The sequence below is a fragment of the Catellatospora methionotrophica genome (assembly GCF_011297335.1).
GTDB classification, from domain to species: domain Bacteria; phylum Actinomycetota; class Actinomycetes; order Mycobacteriales; family Micromonosporaceae; genus Catellatospora; species Catellatospora methionotrophica.
The window spans coordinates 70,680-89,127 of record NZ_JAAOTJ010000018.1; the positions used below are offsets into that span (position 1 = coordinate 70,680).

Annotated in this window: 20 protein-coding genes; 9 read left to right on the top strand and 11 right to left on the bottom strand. The window is 70.9% G+C overall.

From position 1 onward, the window contains the following. Position 1 precedes the first annotated feature (1 nt). The 3 genes from HAV40_RS29915 to HAV40_RS29925 form a co-directional block, all read right to left on the bottom strand. Positions 2-1,225, bottom strand: a complete 1,224-nt coding sequence (locus tag HAV40_RS29915) for an RNA polymerase sigma factor (RefSeq protein WP_166387134.1) — start codon at positions 1,223-1,225, stop codon at positions 2-4. Positions 1,226-1,232: 7 nt separating this feature from the next. After that, positions 1,233-1,628, bottom strand: a complete 396-nt coding sequence (locus tag HAV40_RS29920; RefSeq protein ID WP_166387136.1) for a YciI family protein — start codon at positions 1,626-1,628, stop codon at positions 1,233-1,235. 198 nt (positions 1,629-1,826) lie between these two features. Next, entirely contained in the window at positions 1,827-2,093 is a 267-nt protein-coding gene (locus HAV40_RS29925; protein ID WP_166387138.1) for a DUF4235 domain-containing protein, read from the bottom strand. 255 nt (positions 2,094-2,348) lie between these two features. On the opposite strand from HAV40_RS29925, the gene HAV40_RS29930 reads away from it, so the two are divergent. The 4 genes from HAV40_RS29930 to HAV40_RS29945 all read left to right on the top strand — a co-directional run bounded on the left by HAV40_RS29930 (position 2,349) and on the right by HAV40_RS29945 (position 6,838). Continuing rightward, positions 2,349-3,602, top strand: a complete 1,254-nt coding sequence (locus tag HAV40_RS29930; RefSeq protein ID WP_166387140.1) for a glycoside hydrolase family 16 protein — start codon at positions 2,349-2,351, stop codon at positions 3,600-3,602. Positions 3,603-4,356: 754 nt separating this feature from the next. Further along, complete coding sequence (locus HAV40_RS29935; protein WP_166387142.1) at positions 4,357-5,523, top strand: helix-turn-helix transcriptional regulator; 1,167 nt, start codon at positions 4,357-4,359, stop codon at positions 5,521-5,523. Between the two features lie 11 nt (positions 5,524-5,534). After that, positions 5,535-6,077: an NUDIX domain-containing protein gene (locus tag HAV40_RS29940; protein WP_166387144.1), complete on the top strand. Its 543-nt coding sequence runs from the start codon at positions 5,535-5,537 to the stop codon at positions 6,075-6,077. A 92-nt stretch (positions 6,078-6,169) separates the two neighbouring features. Beyond that, complete coding sequence (locus tag HAV40_RS29945; RefSeq protein WP_166387146.1) at positions 6,170-6,838, top strand: hypothetical protein; 669 nt, start codon at positions 6,170-6,172, stop codon at positions 6,836-6,838. Between the two features lie 58 nt (positions 6,839-6,896). Here HAV40_RS29945 and HAV40_RS29950 read toward each other — a convergent pair whose 3' ends face one another. Beyond that, positions 6,897-7,442 carry a VapC50 family PIN domain-containing toxin gene (locus HAV40_RS29950; RefSeq protein WP_239087014.1) on the bottom strand — a complete coding sequence of 182 codons (546 nt, stop codon included), beginning with the start codon at positions 7,440-7,442 and terminating at the stop codon, positions 6,897-6,899. Between the two features lie 25 nt (positions 7,443-7,467). Continuing rightward, the gene (locus tag HAV40_RS29955; RefSeq protein ID WP_166387150.1) at positions 7,468-7,914 is read right to left on the bottom strand and encodes a helix-turn-helix domain-containing protein; all 447 of its coding nucleotides are present in this window, start codon (positions 7,912-7,914) and stop codon (positions 7,468-7,470) included. A gap of 96 nt (positions 7,915-8,010) precedes the next feature. Between HAV40_RS29955 and HAV40_RS29960 the strand changes: the two genes are divergently transcribed. Beyond that, entirely contained in the window at positions 8,011-8,574 is a 564-nt protein-coding gene (locus HAV40_RS29960; protein WP_166387152.1) for a P-loop NTPase family protein, read from the top strand. On the opposite strand, the gene HAV40_RS29965 is transcribed toward HAV40_RS29960, so the two are convergent. The 3 genes from HAV40_RS29965 to HAV40_RS29975 form a co-directional block, all read right to left on the bottom strand. After that, positions 8,549-9,229: a GNAT family N-acetyltransferase gene (locus HAV40_RS29965; RefSeq protein WP_308441077.1), complete on the bottom strand. Its 681-nt coding sequence runs from the start codon at positions 9,227-9,229 to the stop codon at positions 8,549-8,551. The two genes, HAV40_RS29960 and HAV40_RS29965, sit on opposite strands and share 26 nt — an antisense overlap. Before the next feature lie 133 nt (positions 9,230-9,362). Beyond that, positions 9,363-9,824, bottom strand: a complete 462-nt coding sequence (locus HAV40_RS29970; RefSeq protein ID WP_166387157.1) for a hypothetical protein — start codon at positions 9,822-9,824, stop codon at positions 9,363-9,365. 59 nt (positions 9,825-9,883) lie between these two features. Beyond that, complete coding sequence (locus HAV40_RS29975) at positions 9,884-10,453, bottom strand: hypothetical protein (protein WP_166387159.1); 570 nt, start codon at positions 10,451-10,453, stop codon at positions 9,884-9,886. Between the two features lie 406 nt (positions 10,454-10,859). On the opposite strand from HAV40_RS29975, the gene HAV40_RS29980 reads away from it, so the two are divergent. Together HAV40_RS29980 and HAV40_RS29985 are read left to right on the top strand one after the other, a co-directional pair. Then, entirely contained in the window at positions 10,860-12,482 is a 1,623-nt protein-coding gene (locus HAV40_RS29980; RefSeq protein WP_166387161.1) for a TROVE domain-containing protein, read from the top strand. Positions 12,483-12,596: 114 nt separating this feature from the next. Further along, positions 12,597-14,063: a hypothetical protein gene (locus tag HAV40_RS29985; protein WP_166387163.1), complete on the top strand. Its 1,467-nt coding sequence runs from the start codon at positions 12,597-12,599 to the stop codon at positions 14,061-14,063. 51 nt (positions 14,064-14,114) lie between these two features. On the opposite strand, the gene HAV40_RS29990 is transcribed toward HAV40_RS29985, so the two are convergent. Together HAV40_RS29990 and HAV40_RS29995 are read right to left on the bottom strand one after the other, a co-directional pair. After that, on the bottom strand, positions 14,115-14,588 hold the full coding sequence (locus tag HAV40_RS29990) for an SRPBCC family protein (RefSeq protein WP_166387165.1): 474 nt from the start codon (positions 14,586-14,588) through the stop codon (positions 14,115-14,117). Between the two features lies 1 nt (position 14,589). After that, entirely contained in the window at positions 14,590-14,928 is a 339-nt protein-coding gene (locus tag HAV40_RS29995; RefSeq protein WP_166387167.1) for an ArsR/SmtB family transcription factor, read from the bottom strand. Positions 14,929-15,033: 105 nt separating this feature from the next. Between HAV40_RS29995 and HAV40_RS30000 the strand changes: the two genes are divergently transcribed. Together HAV40_RS30000 and HAV40_RS30005 are read left to right on the top strand one after the other, a co-directional pair. Then, complete coding sequence (locus HAV40_RS30000; protein WP_166387169.1) at positions 15,034-16,083, top strand: suppressor of fused domain protein; 1,050 nt, start codon at positions 15,034-15,036, stop codon at positions 16,081-16,083. Positions 16,084-16,127: 44 nt separating this feature from the next. Next, positions 16,128-16,352, top strand: a complete 225-nt coding sequence (locus HAV40_RS30005) for an MDR/zinc-dependent alcohol dehydrogenase-like family protein (RefSeq protein ID WP_166387171.1) — start codon at positions 16,128-16,130, stop codon at positions 16,350-16,352. Between the two features lie 72 nt (positions 16,353-16,424). On the opposite strand, the gene HAV40_RS38705 is transcribed toward HAV40_RS30005, so the two are convergent. Next, positions 16,425-18,353, bottom strand: a complete 1,929-nt coding sequence (locus tag HAV40_RS38705; protein ID WP_166387173.1) for a fibronectin type III domain-containing protein — start codon at positions 18,351-18,353, stop codon at positions 16,425-16,427. Between the last annotated feature and the right edge of the window lie 95 nt (positions 18,354-18,448).

Here is an 18,448-nt window from a genome sequence, read left to right on the forward strand (position 1 = left end):
GTCAGCCCCCGTCGCGCAGGCGGCCGATCTCCGTCATCAGGTAGCGCAGCTCAGGGGCGCTGGACGTGGCGACCGCGGCGGCGCGTAGCTGCTCGATCGCCGCCGGCCGGTCACCTGCCATCTCCAGCAGGTGGCCGCGCACGGCGGCCAGCCGGTGGTGCCCGGACAGCGGCCCGTCGAGGGTCTCCAGCAGCTTCAGGCCCGCTCGCGGCCCGTCCACCATGGCCAGCGCCACGGCACGGTTGAGGGTGACCATCGGGTTGGGCTGGATGCGCTCCAGCACCCCGTACAGGGCGAGGATCTGCGGCCAGTCGGTCTCGGCCGCCTTGGCCGCCTCGTCGTGCACCGCGGCGACGGCCGCCTGCAGCTGGTACGGCCCGACGGCGCGCTGCCGCAGCGCCGCGCTGACCAGCGCGATCCCCTCGGTGATGGCCGCCCGGTCCCAGCGGGCGCGGTCCTGCTCGGGCAGCGGGATCAGCTCCCCGTGCGGTCCGGTGCGCGCGTCGCGGCGGGCGTCGTTGAGCAGCATCAGCGCCAGCAGCCCGGTGACCTCGGGCTCCCCGGGCAGCAGCCGGTGCACTGCACGGGCCAGCCGGATCGCCTCCTTGGACAGGTCGGTGCGCACCAGCTCGCCGCCACCGCTGCTGGCGTACCCCTCGCTGAAGATCAGGTAGAGCACGTGCAGCACGGCGTCGAGCCGGGCGCGCCAGTCCGCGCCCGACGGCAGCCGGAACGGCTCGCCGGAGGCCTGCACCCGCTGCTTGGCACGGCTGATCCGCTGGCCCATGGTGGCCTCCGGCACCAGGAACGCGGCGGCGATCTCGGCGGTGGTCAGGCCACCGACGGCCCGCAGCGTCAGCGCGATCGCCGAAGCGGGCGTCAGGGCGCTGTGCGTACACATGAACAGCAGCTGCAGCGTGTCGTCGCGGTCCCCGCCGGTCGCGTCGGCGGCGGCCCCGGCCACGGGCTCCCAGTCCTGCTCCTCCCGGCGGCGTCGGGCGTCGTCACCGCGCCACATATTGATCAGCCGTCGCGAGGCGGTCGCGATCAGCCACGCCTCGGGGCTGTCCGGCAGCCCTTCACCCGGCCAGTGCAGGTGCGCGGCGAGCAGCGCCTCCTGTACGGCGTCCTCGGCGGTGTCGAAGTCGCGGTACTTGCGCGCGACCACCGCGAGGACCCGCGGCGCGAGTTCGCGCAGCAGGTCCTCGATCGACCGGTCGGTCACCGCCGGGTCAGGCGTCGGTCGGCGGCGGGCCGACGATCGGGCGCACCTCGATCGGGATGCCGAGCGGCGCGCCGTCCTTGCCGGGCGCGGACGACGCCTTGGCGGCGATCTCGTACGCCCGCTCGGGGCTCGCGCAGTCGACGATCCAGAACCCGATCAGGAACTCCTTGGCCTCGGGGAACGGGCCGTCGGTGACCGCGGGCGCGCCCTTGCCGTCGTGGCGGACGATGCGGGCCTGGTCGGGGAAGGTCAGGCCCTCGTTGAAGACCATCTCGCCGGCCTCGCGCAGCTCGCGGTCGAAGTCGTGCTGGAAGGCGATGTGCCGCTTCACGTCCTGCTGGGACCAGTTCAGGATGCCCTCGGTCGCGTCCTGACCGGTGTGCATCATGATCATGTACTTCATGTCGTGCTCCTCCTGGCGATCCGTGGTGGCGGCGGCCGCCCGTCGGGCCTGTCCCGCCACCCTCTCACCGGGTAGACACCGCCGAGCACGGGCCTTCGACATCCGCGCCGCACTTTTCTCAACATTTTTTCCAGCAGCGCGTACGACATGGTCAGGGGCCCCGTCCAGCCGGACGGAGCCCCTGCGCGCGGGGGCGTCTCAGTCCGGCCAGCTGCCGGTGAGCGCCTTGACCCCGTGCGCGCCGCCGCGGTCGACCGCGGCCTTGACGAGCCCGAAGACCGCACCCTGCAGCGCCGCGGCGAGCAGGATCTCGGTCCACCCTTTCGTCGGATCGGTGGCGTGCGGCGCCTCGCGCTTGCCGGAGACGATCCGCCAGACCTGCTTGAACGCCACCCCGGCGACGACGCCGGCCACGGCGCCGCCCACCATCCCGATCGGCTTGTACACCACCTTCTGCGTGTTCATGCCAGGCGCATACCCGCTTCGGCCGACGCGTACCGCCAGCTCCGCGACGTTTGCGGCGGCGGGGCCCACGGCGTGCTCCCGGCTTGCCACGCACGTCCACATCGGACCAGGTTCGCGCTGATAGAGAGCGCTCTCTTGACGGCGGGGCGACGCCGCCTTAACGTGACGGTTGTCAATTTATTAACAGTGCTTACCAAAAGTGTCCTGCCCGGAACTCCTGGTAGCACGCCTCATACGCTCCTGGGAGGTAGTCCCATGCGCAGACCGACCCGACTGCTGGCCCGGCTGACCGTGGCCGCGCTCGCCGCCGCCGGCCTCACCGTGCCCGCCACCGTCATCACCGCCACCCCCGCCCTCGCCGTCGGCCCGCAGACCTGGTCCGACGAGTTCAACGCGGCCGCCGGCGCCCCCGTCAACGGCAGCAAGTGGAAGTTCGACATCGGCGGCGGCGGCTGGGGCAACAACGAGCTGCAGTACTACACCAACAGCACCAGCAACGCCGTGCACGACGGCGCGGGCAACCTCGTCATCACCGCCCGCCGCGAGAACCCCGCCGGCTACGGCTGCTGGTACGGCAGCTGCCAGTACACGTCCGCGCGCCTGCTCACCGCCGACAGGTTCACCCAGACCTACGGCCGGTTCGAGGCACGTATCAAGATCCCGCGCGGGCAGGGCATCTGGCCCGCGTTCTGGATGCTCGGCAGCGACATCGGCACGAACCCGTGGCCGAACAGCGGCGAGATCGACATCATGGAGAACATCGGCAAGGAGCCCGGCACGGTCCACGGCAGCCTGCACGGCCCCGGCTACTCCGGCTGCTGCTCGCTGACCGGCCAGTACACCCTGCCCGGTGGAGCCCGCCTCGCCGACGCCTTCCACACGTACGCCGTCGACTGGGCGCCCGACTCGGTGACCTGGTTCATCGACGGCATCCAGTACTCCCGCAAGACCCGCGCCGACGCGGGCAGCAACCGCTGGGTCTTCGACCACCCGTTCTTCATGCTGCTGAACGTGGCCGTCGGCGGCAACTGGCCCGGCAACCCCGACGGCAGCACCGTCTTCCCGCAGTCGATGGTCATCGACTACGTCCGGGTCTTCGCCCAGGACGGCGGCACCCCGCCAGCCGGGGCCACCCCGCTCATCGGGCAGAGCAGCAACCGCTGCATCGACATCCCGAACTCCAACACCGCCAACGCCACCCGGCTGCAGATCTGGGACTGCAACGGCTCCGGCGCGCAGCGCTGGTCCTTCGAGGCCGACGGCAGCCTGCGGGCGCTGGGCAAGTGCATGGACGTCGCGGCCGGCTCCTCGGCCGACGGCGCGGCCATCCAGCTCTACGACTGCAACGGCAGCGGGGCGCAGAAGTTCGTCCTCAGCGCAGCCGGTGACCTGGTCAACATCCAGGCCAACAAGTGCGTCGACGTGACCGCCAACGGCACCGGAAACGGTGTCAAACTCCAGCTCTACACCTGCAACGGCACCGGCGCCCAGAAATGGCGCAAGGGCTGACCCCTCCCCCACCCCGCCGCCTGCGGCCGGGCTGCAGTTTCGGGGAAGGTGCGGTATTCGGCCCGCCGATGCCGCGGTTTCCCCGAAACTCAACCACCTCGATGGGTGATGACCGCCCCGTTCCCCGGATGCGCCGAATCCGGGGGGCGGGGCACATTCGTCGTGTGGTGCGGGACTGCGACACCGGTCACCGAACCGAGCTGGACGCGGCCTACGCGAATGGCGCAACCTCCGCGACCGTGGCGATCACCCCACCCCACTGATCGCGACAGGCATACGACAAGCTCGCGTGAATGGTCCGATCGTCGTTGTCCCGCAGCACCGGACGACCGCAGTGGACGCACGGGGCCACACGCGGATAGGTGCGACCGGCAACACTCCGGGATATCGGTGCCTTTGGAACGTCATCGGGCGTAGCCGGCACGGCCTCTCCTCTCCAATCCGTGAGCAGTCCCTGGTCGGACGGGACACCCACGTCCCGTCCGACCAGGTCACGGTCTGGCACGTCAGCCGCGAGGCGATGGACCGCCGGGTGCGAGCGGGAGATCGGCTCACCTCCAGCAGACGATTCTGACCGGGCACCGAAATAAGCGGCCGCTCCGACTTCTGCGAAGCAACCCGGGTTCGGTACCGCCATGAATGTTCTACCTGTCGATCCACCAGTGACAGAGCGGCGATGACGCAGAAATGATGCAACGACCTTGCGAGCACGCCAATGATGTGCGTGGATGTCAATGGGATTGGAGGGTGTGCCATGGTGCGTGGCCGATTGGCGGAGCGCCGCAAAGCAGTCGGGCTCAGCCAGGAGGGACTCGCCGAGTCGCTGGGCGTTGACCGCTCGACGATAGTGCGCTGGGAACGAGGGACCGCCCGCCCACAACCCTGGCTACGGCCACGGCTGGCGAGCGCGCTTCACGTGTCGATCCGCGAGTTGGCGGATCTGCTGGACGACACCGCTGACGCCGCCGCGTCCGCCGAGGCTGCTCGGCAGTCTACGGCTCCGGCATGGGACGGAAGTGGCGTACAGACGATGCACCGCTTCCGGCACGCCGACCCGCGACTGGGCGGTGAGTTCCTGTACGACGACGTCTTGGCATACCTGCGACTGGCCGTCGCCCCCAGATTGTTCGACGTCGCCGACGGCGACACGGCACCGCTGTTCGCCGCCGCCGCAGGCTTGACCGAGATGGCGGGATGGATGGCCTACGACAGCGGATTGACGGTGCTCGCAGGCCGCCACTTCCACCGGGCGTTCGAGTTCGCAAGAACGAGCGGCAATCGCGACCTGGGTGCACACATCCTGGCAAGCCTCAGCCATCTCGCCCATCACGACCGGCAGCCGACAGAAGGCATCCGCTACGCCGAACGTGGGCTGAACCTCCTGCGCGGCGAACCCGCCGATGCGGGCGTGGACGCACGTCTGCACGCGATGCTCGCGCGTGGGCACGCGGCGCACCGGGACGCCGCACAGTGCGACGCGAGCATCGACACTGCCCAGCGGCTGCTACAGCAACCTCTCCGCGCGACGACATCGCCGTGGCCCAGCATGTTCGACCGGGGCTCGTTGGCCATCGAGAAGGCTCGCTGCTATCAACAGCTCGGGCGGTTGTCGCGCGCCCGAGCCGCAACCGCTTCGGCAATCGCCGCCCGTGCCCCCGACCGGATCCGCAGCCGGGCATTCGCACAGTTGACAGCCGTGTCGACCATGATCGAGGAAGGCAGCCTCGACGAGGCCTGTGCGATGGCCGGGGAGGTCGTCGACGTCACGAGGACGCTCGGATCTCAGCTGGTGCTCAGGCAGTTGGAAGGGCTGCTGCCACGGCTCGCCCCGTACGCTGACAATCGTGATGTCGCCGCATTCCTCGACCGCCTACGCGGCCGGTTGTCCCAACGGCACCGGCCACCCGAACGCTCTAGCTGACCGCCGTATCCATGAACGGTGAAAGTCCGCTCTATCAGCGCGATCCAGAAGCCTGGCAGGCGTATCTGGCCGAGGGCAACCGCGTCCAGCCTCGCAAGAGGGTCGGCGCGGACGTCCTGTTCCGCGATCAGACCGGCAACGTGCTGATCGTCGAGCCACAGTACAAGCCGGGGTGGGATCTTCCTGGTGGCATGGCGGAGGCCAACGAGGCCCCGGTGGCGGCAGCGGCGCGCGAGGTGGCCGAAGAACTCGGCCTGGCCTGGTCCGGGGGACGCCTGCTCGTGCTCGACTGGGTGCCACCGCACGGACCCTGGGACGACAGCCTCATGTTCGTCTTCGACGGAGGACTGCTCACCCTCTCCGAGCAGCAAGACATCACCCTCTCCAGCGATGAGCTGGCGTCGTATGCCTTCGTCCCGGCTGAGGAGGCTCCCGCGAAGGTCGGTCCACGACTTGCACGTCGTCTCGACGCGGCGCTGCGAGCGATGGCAGACGGTGTCACGGTGTACCTCCATGACGGCCGCACCGTCGAACCTGTCGTACCGCCTCGATAATCTGCCCCGGTGACCCGCCCCGGCGCGCCTGCCACGCCGTCATACTCCAGGCTGACGAGCCATGGCTGCTGGGCCATGGGCGTGTAACGGCCGTGACCGGACACGGGCTCAGACTTCCCACCGGCCTGACCCGACGCGCTCGGGCCTACCTGACCGCGTACGCGGTCCGGCGGGCGGTCTGGTCGCCCGAGCAGCACCGGCGGCACTGGCACCGGTCCGGCCTGCCCGACGCGGCGATCGAGCGGCTGGCCGCCTTCCAGGGCCGCTGGGGAGGACTGGAACTCCCGCCGACTCCCGAGTACGAGGGCGGCCCGCTGGTCCTCGACGCGGCCGATCCCGCCGTCACGGACGCCCTCGGTCCGCACTTCGAGGCCGGTAAGCCGCGCCAGACCGTGGCTTACCGGTTCACGGTCGATGGCACTGGGCGCTTCGGCATCCTCGCGCAGGACTCGTGGGTTGCGCTCCACGCATCGACCGAGGGCTGGGTGGAGTCCGCCGCACTCCGCCGCCTAGCCGACAGCCTGCCCGCCGAGGTACGCATGGCCACCGGGCCCAAAATCGACGGCCTGCCCGACCGGTACGGGCTGCGCCCGCTGCCGGAGGTGGCCGGCCTCGCCGACGGCTGGTGGCGCGGCAAGGACACGCTGCTGGCGATCTACCGCGGTGAGGCCCGGCTGTTCGGAAACCCGCAGTACCAGACCGCATACCTGTATCTCGGCATCGAGGATCTCACCGAGCACCTACGCCTTGGCGTCAGCTGACCCTGTAAGCAGCAACCTGTTGGTGCTGCGCCGTCGTCTTACGAGCAGCGGCAAGAACTCAGATGCCGATGCGGGCGACCGCCCGGATGAGACCGTCACGCTCAAGTTGCGCCAGAACATCGTGGGCCGTCAGCGGGCGCAACGTCCGGGCGTCGGCGATCTGCTGGATGCAGCTCCATACCACCGGCCTGGCGTCTTCGATCAGGGCGCAGACGAAATCGTCGGGCGTCTGCGCCCGCAGACCGTGTGCTGCGAGACGATCCGCCGGGAAGTCCCGCATGTTCCAGGTGATGATGGAATGAGCCTCGGCCGCGATTGCCGCGGCGACCACATGGCGATCGTCCTTGTCCGGCAGATCGATCGTGTCCGTCAGATCCTGGTAATCGGTGACCAGGCAGTCGCGTACGGCAGCGTTGATGAGCTCACGTAGACGCCGGATCTTGGCGGCGTCGATGTCTGGGCGGTTGCGCCGCAGTGCCTCGGTCACCTCATCGAGGATCTGGTCGGTCCAGCGCGCACGGACCACACCGGCTCGGGCGAGACGGATAAGCAGGTCGCGCAGCGTATTCGGATAGAGCACATTGGCGTCGTAAATGACGGTCATCGGCATCCGACTTCGCCCCCACTGGTCAGATTAAGCCGAGTTCCTCGTCAAGGGCACTGAGTTCGTTGGCCGCGCGCAACGAGCGTGCGTCATCGGCCCGCCGGTAGTCCAGCAGCGACTGAAGATCGACACGCCGGTGACTGCCCACCCTGCGATAGCGGATCTCACCGGACTCCAGCAGTCTGATCAGAAACGGCCGGGAGACGTGGAGCAGATCTGCTGCCTGCTGCGTGGTCAGCTCCGCATCCGCAGGCAGCACCGTCACCGCGTGTCCGTCGGCCAGATGCGACAGTGCCCGCGCGAGCACGATGACCGCCTCGCGCGGGACCGTCAGCTCAGCGCCTGGTTCATCGCTGACCTGCACTCTTACGTCCGCAGGGCCCTCTGGATGATCTCGAAGGTAGGAACGGATCCGATCCAGCGCGCGAGTGGCGAGCTCCACCACGTGCGCGCTTGGCGGTTCCGTGCTCATGGCACCGACACTCACCGCTCCACCTCCTCAGCTATTCGCAACAATCATACTATCCGCAATAACCGCAACCTGGTGGGCGCGCGCTAGGTTGAGCCGGTGACCGCGCGCAGCCATCTCCCACAGCGAATCCTGATCTACGGGGTGTATGGAGCGGGCAAGTCCACCCTCGCCCTGGAACTCTCCCGGCGGCTCGGGCTGCCCTGGCAGCCGGTCGACGAGCTGACCTGGGAGCCGGGCTGGAAGGAGGTCCCGATGCCGGTGCAGAGGGACCGGATCGCGGCGGTCTGCCGGAAGAAGTCCTGGATCCTCGACGGCGCGTACAAGGACTGGATGGACATCCCACTGGCTTCGGCGGACCTGGTCATCGGCCTGGACTTCGCGCGCGGGCTGACGCTGCGGCGGCTGCTGCGGCGCACCGCTCGCCTGGTCTCCACCGGTGAGGTCATCTGCAACGGCAACCGCGAGACGCTGGGCAGCGTGCTGTCCTCGGAGTCGATCATCCTCTGGCACTTCGCGTCGTTCGGGCGCAAGCGCCGCCGGATGCGCGGGTGGGCGGTGCACTCCCCCGGCCCGCAGGTGCTGCTGTTCAGCACTCCCGCCGAGCTGGACAGCTGGCTGGACACGCTCAGCCCGGTCAGTCCGGTGCGACCACCACGGTGAAGGTGAGCTGACGGCGTACGGCGAAGCCCATCGCCTCGTACAGCCGGATCGCGCCGGTGTTGTCGCTGGCCGCGTGCAGGTACGGGGTCTCGCCCCGACGCCGCACGCCCGCGGCGACCGCGCGGATCAGCCGGGTGGCAAGCCCCTGACCGCGGTAGGCCGGATCAGTGCAAACGGCGCTGATCTCGGTGAAGCCCGGTAGACGCATCCGTTCCCCGGCCATCGCGACGAGCTTGCCGTCCCGCCTGACGCCGAGGTAGGAACCCATCTCGACGGTGCGGGCGAGGAACGGACCGGGGCGGGTGCGCTCGACGAGGTCGAGCATTTCGGGCACGTCGGCTGCGCCCAGCGGCACGGCGGTGGGTTCGTCCGCGACCGCGACCGTGGCGTCGACCAGCTGCACGACGTCGTCCCGCCAGGTGATCTTCCAGCCCGCCGGAACCGGGTAGGCCCCGATCAGCACGGCTGTTCCGCCCGGTCCCACCAGCGCGGCCAGGTCGTCCCATGCCTCGGACCCGGCAACTGCGGGCAACGCGGCGAACAGGGTCACAGCGGGGTCGTAGCAGACCGCCTGCCCGTGCCGCCGGGCGAAGCCGCCGTGCGGGCCGGACAGCGCCGCCCCGGTCGGGTCGTCGAGCACGGCGGTGTCGATCACGTGCGCTCCGCCCATCAAAGATCACTCCCCCGCAGCGGCACCCTGACCAGCCATGGCCATGGTAATCACCGCAAAGGAGCACTGCCGCGGGCGGGACGGGTCAAGGGGGCTGCCGGGGTCGGTGTGTGCCGGGTCAGAACAGGAAGCGCTGCCCGGCGTGCCGGGCGATGTGGGCGGCGAGCCGGTCGCCTTCGGCCACCCGGAGGTCGTTGAACCGCACCTGCCCGCCGGGCACGTGCACGGTGAAGTCACGCCGGATGGTGGACGCGCCGCTGCTGGTGTTGAGGGTGACGCCCTCGATGTAGGCGATCTCGTGCCAGGTCACCACGTGCCGGACCCGGCCGAGTGCGCCGACTGTCACCAGGCCGCGCTCGTACACGTGGATCGCCTGGTTGCGGCGGATCAGCAGGGCCTGGCCCAGCAGGCCGAGGCTGAGCACGCCGACGGCGACCTGATAGCGCACGCCGCCGAAGCCCAGCACGTAGGTGGTGACGGCCACGATCGGGGCGATGAGCAGCTGGGCCACCGGCCGGGTGCGGTAGCGCCGCAGCTGGTTGCCGAGTCCGGCGTGGGCCGCCCGGTCCGGGACGCTCATACCGTGATTCATCGACGACCCTCCACATAAGACATACGGAGGGTACAGCAAAGTACACGTTAAGTTAAGGCGGGTCGGGCGGGCCACCTTCTCAGCCAGCGGTCGATGCGGCGCAACTGCCGCGGGGTCAGCCCGGCCTCCACCGGCGGCGCCAGCACCAGCGCCCGGTTGCCCCAGGGCTTCGTGTCGGCGGCTTGAAGCTGGTGGCGTACGTCGTCGTCGGTCCAGAGCAGCGGGCGGCCCTCGTCGAGCACCCGCTGCGCGGCGGGCAGCTTCCACCAGGTCCGCTTCCTGCTGACCAGCGGACTCGCCAGGACGGCGTCCATCGACACGAACTCGGGGCACTCCCGCACCGGCCAGGACGGCAGTCCCAGCGCCGCACCGACGTTGACGGCGTTGTGCTGCCAGGTGCTGTGCCACCAGATCTCGGCACGGCCCTGCTCGTGGACCCGGCGCAGGAAGTCCAGCACGGGCGTCGCGGCGAGGATGGGCCACACGATGTCCTCATTGCTGGCCGCGGCGGTCCGCACCCACTGGTGGCCCTGCCACACGCGGCGGTCCGGCACGTCGGTCACCGCGTTGATCACCCCGTCGATGTCCAGCAGCCAGATCGGCACACCCGTTGCCACCGGCCGTTTCCGCCGTATCAGCGCGATCACTCCCTGAACCCGTTCGACCCGTGTCGGCTCCATCATTTCGCCGTCCGGCGTGCGCGGCAAGGCCACGGCCAGCCCGGATCACGATCGGATAAATGCGTTGCGGGGCCGCGCGGGCGGCCGATAGCTTCGTCGGCACACCTCCCGGTGCGCTGGTGACGGCTACTTCATTCGACAACAAGCCTGCCGTCGCCGACCCGGTCTCGGGAGGTGCCATACACCGCGACTCCCGTCCGTGGGCGAACGCCCACCGGGCCGCGGGCCGCACGCCACCGGCGACGGCCCGAGCTACTCAGGCGACCGCGCTGCCGCGTCGCCGCCGATCTGATCCTGGTGTATGGCGCGCCGTGTCCTGACCGGCGCCGGACGGGGGACGTCTATGGCCCGTTTCAACTTCAAGCTGCGCGCGAACCGGCACGAACTCGACGACGTCGACGTGGTGCGCCGGCTCGACCCGCCGGTGCACGCCGAGCGGCTGCCGCGGCAGTGGATCGCCGAGGACCAGGTGATCCGCGAGTTCAGCACCGAGCAGGGCGCTCCGGCCTTCCCGCGCTCACCTCGCCTGGAGCTGTTCCTGCTGGCGGTGTCGCACATGGTCGGCAGCGACACCTTCTACGAGCGGGCCGATGAGCGCGCGGACCGGTTCCGCGACCTGGTGCGCACCGTCGCGGTGACGGAGGTGGACTGGTTCGCCCGGTTCGTGCCGTGGCTACGCACCGGGGCGATGCTGCGGTCGGCGTCGGTCGTCGCCGCGCTGGAGGGCGCGGCCGCGCAGGTCGAGGCCGGTATCCCGGGCTCGCGCGCGGTGGTGGACAGCGCCCTGCAGCGCGCCGACGAGCCCGGTGAGGCGGTGGCCTACTGGCTGGCCAGGCACGGGCGGCGGCTGCCCAAGCCGGTCAAGCGCGGCGTCGCCGACGCCGTACGCCGGCTGTACACGGAGCGCAGCCTGCTCAAGTACGACACGGACGCGGCCGCGGTGCGGTTCGGTGACGTCGTCGAGCTGACCCATCCGGTGGCGGTCGCACCGTGGCAGGGTGACCTGTTCCGGCACGCCGTGGACCGCCGCCACGGCCGCGACCGGCCGACGCCGGAGTCGCTGGCCATGGTGCGCGCCCGTGCGGAGCTGACCGCGCTGCCGGTGCGGCGGCGCCAGGAGGTCACCGACCCGGTCGTGCTGGGGCGGGCCGGGATGACCTGGGAGGCGCTGGCGGGGTGGCGGCAGTCCACCATGGACGCCGCGGCCTGGGAATCGGCCATCCCGAACATGGGCTACCTGGCGCTGCTGCGCAACCTGCGCAACTTCGACGCGGCCGGGATCGGTGACGGCGCGGCCGCCGCGGTGGCCGCCCGGCTGTCGGACCCGGGTGAGGTGGCGCGCTCGCGGGTGCTGCCGATGCGCTTCCTGTCGGCGTACCGCGCGGCACGCGACCCGCGCTGGGCGCACCCGCTGGAAACGGCGCTGCGGCACGCGCTGGGCAACGTGCCGGCGCTGGACGGGCGGGTGCTGGTCCTCATCGACACCTCGGGGTCGATGAGTGCCGGGTTCAGCAGGGACGGCACGCTGCGGTACTGGGACGCCGCCGCGATGTTCGGCCTGGCCCTGGCCGCGCGGGCGGCCGCGCCCACGGTGGTGTCGTTCTCCGTCGGCTCCCACGAGTTCCCGGCGGAGCCCGGCGAGCCGCTGCTGGCGGCGCTGCGCCGGTTCAGGGCCGGCTACTTCATCGACTCCGGCACCGAGACCGAGCAGGCCCTGCGTCGCCACTACGACGGCCACGACAGGGTGGTCATCCTGACCGACGAGCAGGCCGCCTTCCACGGGGCCCGCGACGTGGCCCGGTCGGTGCCGGCCCGGGTGCCGGTGTACACCTGGAACCTGGCCGGGTACCGGCTGGGCCATACGCCGGTCGCGGGTAACCGGCACACCTTCGGTGGGCTGAGCGACGCCGCCTTCGCGATGATCCCGCTGGTGGAGGCGGGCGACACCGACCGGTGGCCGTTCTAGGGCCGCGACCACGGGCAGGCCGCGCGCCGGTGCGGTCGTTGCCGACGGGTTGGGCAGGCGATAGTGTCCGCGACGCACGGCGGCCGCCCGCGCCCGGCGAAGGAGCGTTGCACGATGGCATCATCCGGGGTCGTCTTCCCCGTCAGCACCGGCACCGAGCGCAGCACGTCGGCGCTGGGACGCGCGGTGGTCGCCGACGCGTTGCGGCCGGTGGACCCGGTCGGGGCGCGCGCCGCCGAGCACGAGACGAACTGGCGCGCCGACTACCTGGTGCACTTCCGGCGGCTGGTCGAGGCCGGGCTGACCTCGGGCGACGCCGCGCGGGCCAGTGCGGCCGCGGGTCTGGCGTCGCTGCACGACCGGATGCGGGTGGTCACCGGGGACGGCGAGGTCGGCCTGCGCGAGGCGTTCGACCGGGCACCGGACGCGTCGGCCGAGCTGAGCACGGTGACCGTCGGCGGCGACGGGGACACCGACCGCGAGCTGTCGCTGCCGTACCGGGGCGAGCGGTTGCGCGGCGACGCGCTGTTCCGGCAGCTCGACGCGTGGGTGGGCGCCGGGGTCGTGGAGCCGTCCTGCGCTGAGGCGGTGCGCGCGGTGGCGGCGAACCCGGACTGGCTGGACCTGTCCGACGTACGGGTGGTGGCGCTGGGCGCGGGCGCGGAGATGGGCCCGACGCACTCGCTGCTGCGCTGGGGCGGCGAGGTCGTCGCCGTCGACCTGCCACGGCCGCAGCTGTGGCGCGACCTGCTGGAGACCGCCCGGCGCTACGGCGGCCGGCTGCGCGTCCCGGTGGCCGCCGCGCGCCGCGACCATGCCGACCTGGCCGAGGTCGCCGGGGCGGACCTGCTGCACCAGCTGCCCGCGGTCGCGGACTGGCTGCTCGGCGTCGACGGCAGGCTGGTGGTCGGCAACTACGTCTACGCCGACGGGGCGACCAACGTGCGGGTCTGTGCCGCGGTGGACGCGCTGACCGAGCATCTGCGCGGGCGGCGCCCGGACACGGCGATGGCGTTCCTGGCCACGCCTACGGACGTGTTCGCCGCCCCGGGCGAGGCGGTCGCGCAGGCCGACGAGAAGTACCGGCAGCCGTCGGCGCTGCGTACGCTGCGCGGGCCGGTGCGGATGCTGTCGGCGGGGCGGCTGCTGCGGCGCAACTACCCGCCCGCGGCCGATCCGGGTGTCTGCGACAGTCTCGTGGCGCAGCAGGGACCGAACTACGCCCTGGCCAAGCGGTTGCAGCGGTGGCGGGCGGCGGTGGCCCGGCACGAGGGCGCGACGGTGAGTTTCAAGGTCGCGCCGCCGACGCGGACCCGTTCGGTGGTGAAGAACCGGGTGCTGGCGGCGGCGTACGCGGGGGCGCCGGCGTTCGGCGTGGAGGTGTTCGAGCCTGCCACGTCGAACACGCTGATGGCCGCGCTGCTGGTGCACGACCTGCGTAATCGGCCGCCGGTGCGTGAGCACGTGTGGCAGGAGGAGGCGCAGGGGGCGGCGCACGGCGGGCTGTGGCGGATGCCGTACGCCCCGCGCAGTGCTCTTGGTCTGGCGGCGCTGCTGGGCCTGGGCGGCGCGCGCAACTGAGCACGGCGCGGCCCCACCGGCGGATCTCCGTCGGCGGGGCCGCCGCGCCGGTCAGGCCAGCGTCTTGAGGTAGGCGTCCAGGGCTCGGTAGGACTCGTTGGCGCCGCCCTCCATGCCGGAGGCGACCATGCCGTCGCGGTCCTCCTTGCTGGCGAACGTCGACGTGCCGGTCAGCGTGGTCTTGCCGTCCTTGTGCTCGAAGACGAGCCGCTCGACCGAGATGTGGCCAGGCAGGCCCTCCCACTCGAAGGTCTGCACGATCAGCTCCATCGGCACGATCTCGCGGACCTCGCCGCGGAAGGCCCACTGCTCGCCGTTGTCGCCGTGCTCGACGATGCGCCACTTGCCGCCGGGCCGGAAGTCGAGGTCGACGTCGGCCTGGTGGCCGCGCGCCCACCACTTGCTCAGGTGCTCGGCCTTGGTGTGCGCCTCCCAGACCAGCGCCAGCGGCGCGTCGAAGCTGCGCGTCATCACGATCTCCAGGTCGCCCTGCAGTTTGACGTCCAGGCTCTTGGTCTCGCCCATCTCACTTCTCCTCTGCTGTGGGACCCGGTTGCAGGGTCCGCAGGTAGTCGTCCAGCCGGTCGTAGCGCTCATCCCAGAAGCGGCGGTACTGGTCCGTCCAGGCCGAGATGTCGCGCAGCGGGGCCGCCTCCAGCCGGCAGGGCCGCCATTGCGCGTCCCGGCCGCGTGTGATCAGGCCCGCCTGCTCCAGCACCTTCAGGTGCTTGGAGACGGCCTGGAGGCTGATCGGAAACGGCTCGGCGAGCTGGTTCACGGTGGCGTCGCCGTCGGCCAGCCGGGTGAGGATCGCCCGTCGGGTCGGGTCGGCCAGCGCCGCGAAGACCAGGCTCAGTCGGTCCATGTCCGCCTCTCTATTCAACCCTCTGGTTAATCAACCGACAAGTTGAGTATGCACCTCACGACCCTGGCATGCAACCCATACCCGCAAGCCCTAAGGTCTCTGCCCATGACCGACACCGACACCGACGACGACTACCCGGGCTGGGACGCCATCGACGCCGCGCTCGCCGCGCTCTACCCCGGCGTCGCGCCGCAGCACTACGGCACGCTGATCAAATGGCGGCTGGGCGGCCCCGACCCGCTCGACGGCATGAGCTTCTACCGCCGCGACGACCACTGGCACCTGGTCAGCTACGGCATGTCGGAGCTGTACCGCAAGGAGTCCGACGTCGCGGAGGTGTCGGGCTGGGGATACGAGTTCACCTTCCGGGTCGCCCGGCAGGCCGGGGAGGACCAGCCGCCGCTGTGGGCAGCGAACTTCCTGCAGGCCCTGGCCCGGTACGTGTTCGGCTCCGGCAACAACTTCGGGCCCGGACAACATCTCGACCTCAACGGGCCCGTGTGCGCCGAGCGGCCGGACACCGCCATCCGGGCCGCGGCCTTCACCGACGACCCCGAACTCGGCGTCATCGACACCCCGCACGGGCAGGTGCGGTTCCTGCAGATCGTCGGCCTGACCCTGGAGGAGTACGCGGTCATCGTGCAGTGGGACGCCGAGCGCCTGCTGGACACGCTGCGAACCCGGCTGCCACTGCTGGTCACCGATCTCGACCGCGCCGACCTCACCGGCGACGCCGAGGTCGCGGCGGCGATCGCGCACGGAGTGCGCCACGACGGCTCCTCCACCGGCGCGCTGTTCGTGGCGGAGGCGAGCTGGCAGCAGCAGGACGGCGGCACCACGCTGACGGTCGGGGCGAACGCCGCCGCGCGGATCGGGCGGGTGCTCGCTTCACGGCTCCCCTTCGGCCGCGACCTGTACCTGGCCGCCGCCGAGAGCCAGGTGCGTGTCCAGCCCGGCACCCGGGTCGAGGTCCGCGCCGAGGCCGACGACCTGCTGGAGCTGCGGCTGACACCCGAGGCGCTGGCGGAGCTGACCGGCCTGCTGCGGCCGGTGGCGGGCACGCACCGCCTCGGCACGGTGCCGGAACTGACCCTCCAGATCGTCCGGTCCCAGATCCGCGACCAGAGCGGCGAGGTCGTCGCCGAGATCGGCTGAGCGGCCGCACCGCTTTCGCCTGATCAGCCCGGCCGTCGCTTACCGTGTACGCCGGGACGCGTGCCGCCCCGGCGGGCGGGCACCGCCTGGGCGCGGTACGCCGGGTGCTCGCGCCGGGCGGGGTCTACCTGTCGTCCGGCGGCGCGGGCGGCCGCCTCTCCCCCGTCATCGAACGCACCCTTCCCCTGTCCGAAACCCCCGACGTGCTGCGCGCCCTGGAAACCGACCACGCCCGCGCCAAGATCGTGCTCGTCGTCCCGGAGCACTGACCGGTCGGCGCTTGCTCGAAAGTGCACGAACGCCCCCGCGAGTGTGGTCGCGGGGGCGTTCGTGGGGTGGGGTTACGGCATCGAGACGAGGTGGTTGTGGACGGTGTTGGCGAAGTTGTAGCCGTTCGAGGCGTCCCAGTTGATGGACCAGGTCATCGCGCCACGGATGGTGGGCCAGCGGGTCGGGGGCACGAAGCTGCCGCAGTTGGTGCCGGCGGCCAGGCAGTTCAGCGCGTTGTTGACCACGGACGGGCTGACGTAGCCGCCGCCCGCGGCCTGGGTGGTGGCGGGCAGGCCGAGCGCGATCTGGTCGGGCCGCAGCGCCGACTGCAGCTGGATGCAGGCCAGCGCGGTGAGGAAGTTGACCGTGGCCTGCGAGTACGCGAACTGCTGGTCACAGCCGAGCATGCTGCCCGAGTTGTAGAACTGGGTGTGCACGATGGTCAGGATGTCGCGGATGTTGAGCGCGAGCGAGAAGTAGCCCGCCCCCGTCGACTGCATGTCGATCGTCTGCGGCGCCATCGTGATGATCAGGCCCGAGCCGACGCGGGAGCGCAGGTTGCGCAGCGCCTGCTCCATGTAGGTGGCGTTGAGGCCGTTCTCGAGGTCGATGTCGACGCCGTTGAACCCGTAGTCGGTGATCAGCGTGTAGAGGCTGTTGGCGAAGTTGGTCGCCGCCGCCGAGCTGCTGACCGACACCGAGCCGAGCTCGCCGCCGACGGACAGGATGACCTTCTGGTTGCGGCCCTTGAGGGTGGCGACGTCGGTGCGGAACTGGGCGTTGGTGTAGCCGCCCAGCGCCGAGGACAGCCCCGAGTCGACGTTGAAGGTGACCGCGCCAGGGGTGCCGGACACGGCGTCGGCGAAGGCGACCGCGACGATGTCGTAGGTGGTCGGCACCGACGACAGCCGCAGCGGGGTGGCCCCGTTGACGAAGTTCTGCCAGTAGCCGGTGAGCAGGTGCTTGGGCAGGGTGCCGGTGGTGCAGCCGGTGGTGGTGCCGGACGCGGACGCCGACGCCGAGGACTCGCCGGAGGCGTTGTAGGCGCGCACGGTGTAGGTGTGGCTGGAGCAGGTGGCCAGGCCGCCGATGGTGGTGCTGGTGCCGGTGACGGTGGCGCGTACGGTGCTGCCCTCGTACACCCGGTAGCCGGTGACGGTGCCCGACGAGGCGCTCCAGGACACGTTCAGCGACGTGTTGGTCGCACCGCCGACGGTGACGTTGCCGGGGGTGCCCGGCACGCCGGTGCCGCAGCCGGTGGTGGTGACGGTGACGGTGCCCGAGCGCGGTGACTCACCCGCGCTGTTGTACGCCGCGACCGCGTAGGTGTGCGCGCTGCACGCGGCCAGTCCGCTGATCGTGGTCGAGGTGCCGGTGACGGTGGCGCGTACGGTGCTGCCCTCGTACACCCGGTAGCCGGTGACCGTGCCCGACGACGCGCCCCAGTTCAGCGCGACGGAGGTGTTGGTGATCGAGCCCGCGGTCGGGGTGCCGGGCGTGCCGGGCACCGTCGGGTTGTTGCCGCCCTGGCCCTGCAGGGAGACGTCGTCGGCGAAGTAGGTGCCGGTGCCGTACCAGCCGTGCAGGTAGACCTGGATCGAGCTGCTGGCGGCGGTGAAGGTCAGGGTGAGCTGGGTCCAGTTGGTCGCGTTCGGGGTCCAGGTGGACGCGCCGCCGTTGACGCCGAGGTAGACGTAGCTGCCCCGGACCCAGGCCGACAGCGTGTACTGGGTGCCGGAGACGACCGACACGGTCTGGCTGCACTTGGCGTTGTCGGCCGCGCTGGCCGCGCCCTGCATCGCCTTGGTGCCGGTGCGCACCGGGGTGGACACGACGCTGCCGAGGTTGCCGGTGCAGGTCCACGGCGACAGGGAGCCGGTTTCGAGGCCGCCGTTGACGAGCACTTCGGCGGCGGAGGCGGGAGCGGGCAGCGCCGCCACCGCGAAGGTGGTGACCAGCGCGGCGGCCAGGGCTGCCGCTGCTGTTCGCAGTCTGTTCATCGAAGCTCCGATCTCAGGACACGGGGAGCCGTTCTCCTGGGATCGTCGCGGGTCGATAATTAACAGTCAATAAGCCTTACTATTAATTCCCACCA

Excerpts from the sequence above, each read along its gene's own strand:
- HAV40_RS29920 (WP_166387136.1), bottom strand. The coding sequence starts at position 1,628 with ATGAAGTACATGATCATGATGCACACCGGTCAGGACGCGACCGAGGGC.
- HAV40_RS29925 (WP_166387138.1), bottom strand. The coding sequence starts at position 2,093 with ATGAACACGCAGAAGGTGGTGTACAAGCCGATCGGGATGGTGGGCGGC.
- HAV40_RS29930 (WP_166387140.1), top strand. The coding sequence starts at position 2,349 with ATGCGCAGACCGACCCGACTGCTGGCCCGGCTGACCGTGGCCGCGCTC.
- HAV40_RS29935 (WP_166387142.1), top strand. The coding sequence starts at position 4,357 with ATGGTGCGTGGCCGATTGGCGGAGCGCCGCAAAGCAGTCGGGCTCAGC.
- HAV40_RS29940 (WP_166387144.1), top strand. The coding sequence starts at position 5,535 with ATGAACGGTGAAAGTCCGCTCTATCAGCGCGATCCAGAAGCCTGGCAG.
- HAV40_RS29950 (WP_239087014.1), bottom strand. The coding sequence starts at position 7,442 with ATGACCGTCATTTACGACGCCAATGTGCTCTATCCGAATACGCTGCGC.
- HAV40_RS29955 (WP_166387150.1), bottom strand. The coding sequence starts at position 7,914 with ATGAGCACGGAACCGCCAAGCGCGCACGTGGTGGAGCTCGCCACTCGC.
- HAV40_RS29970 (WP_166387157.1), bottom strand. The coding sequence starts at position 9,824 with ATGAGCGTCCCGGACCGGGCGGCCCACGCCGGACTCGGCAACCAGCTG.
- HAV40_RS29980 (WP_166387161.1), top strand. The coding sequence starts at position 10,860 with ATGGCCCGTTTCAACTTCAAGCTGCGCGCGAACCGGCACGAACTCGAC.
- HAV40_RS29985 (WP_166387163.1), top strand. The coding sequence starts at position 12,597 with ATGGCATCATCCGGGGTCGTCTTCCCCGTCAGCACCGGCACCGAGCGC.
- HAV40_RS29990 (WP_166387165.1), bottom strand. The coding sequence starts at position 14,588 with ATGGGCGAGACCAAGAGCCTGGACGTCAAACTGCAGGGCGACCTGGAG.
- HAV40_RS29995 (WP_166387167.1), bottom strand. The coding sequence starts at position 14,928 with ATGGACCGACTGAGCCTGGTCTTCGCGGCGCTGGCCGACCCGACCCGA.
- HAV40_RS30000 (WP_166387169.1), top strand. The coding sequence starts at position 15,034 with ATGACCGACACCGACACCGACGACGACTACCCGGGCTGGGACGCCATC.
- HAV40_RS38705 (WP_166387173.1), bottom strand. The coding sequence starts at position 18,353 with ATGAACAGACTGCGAACAGCAGCGGCAGCCCTGGCCGCCGCGCTGGTC.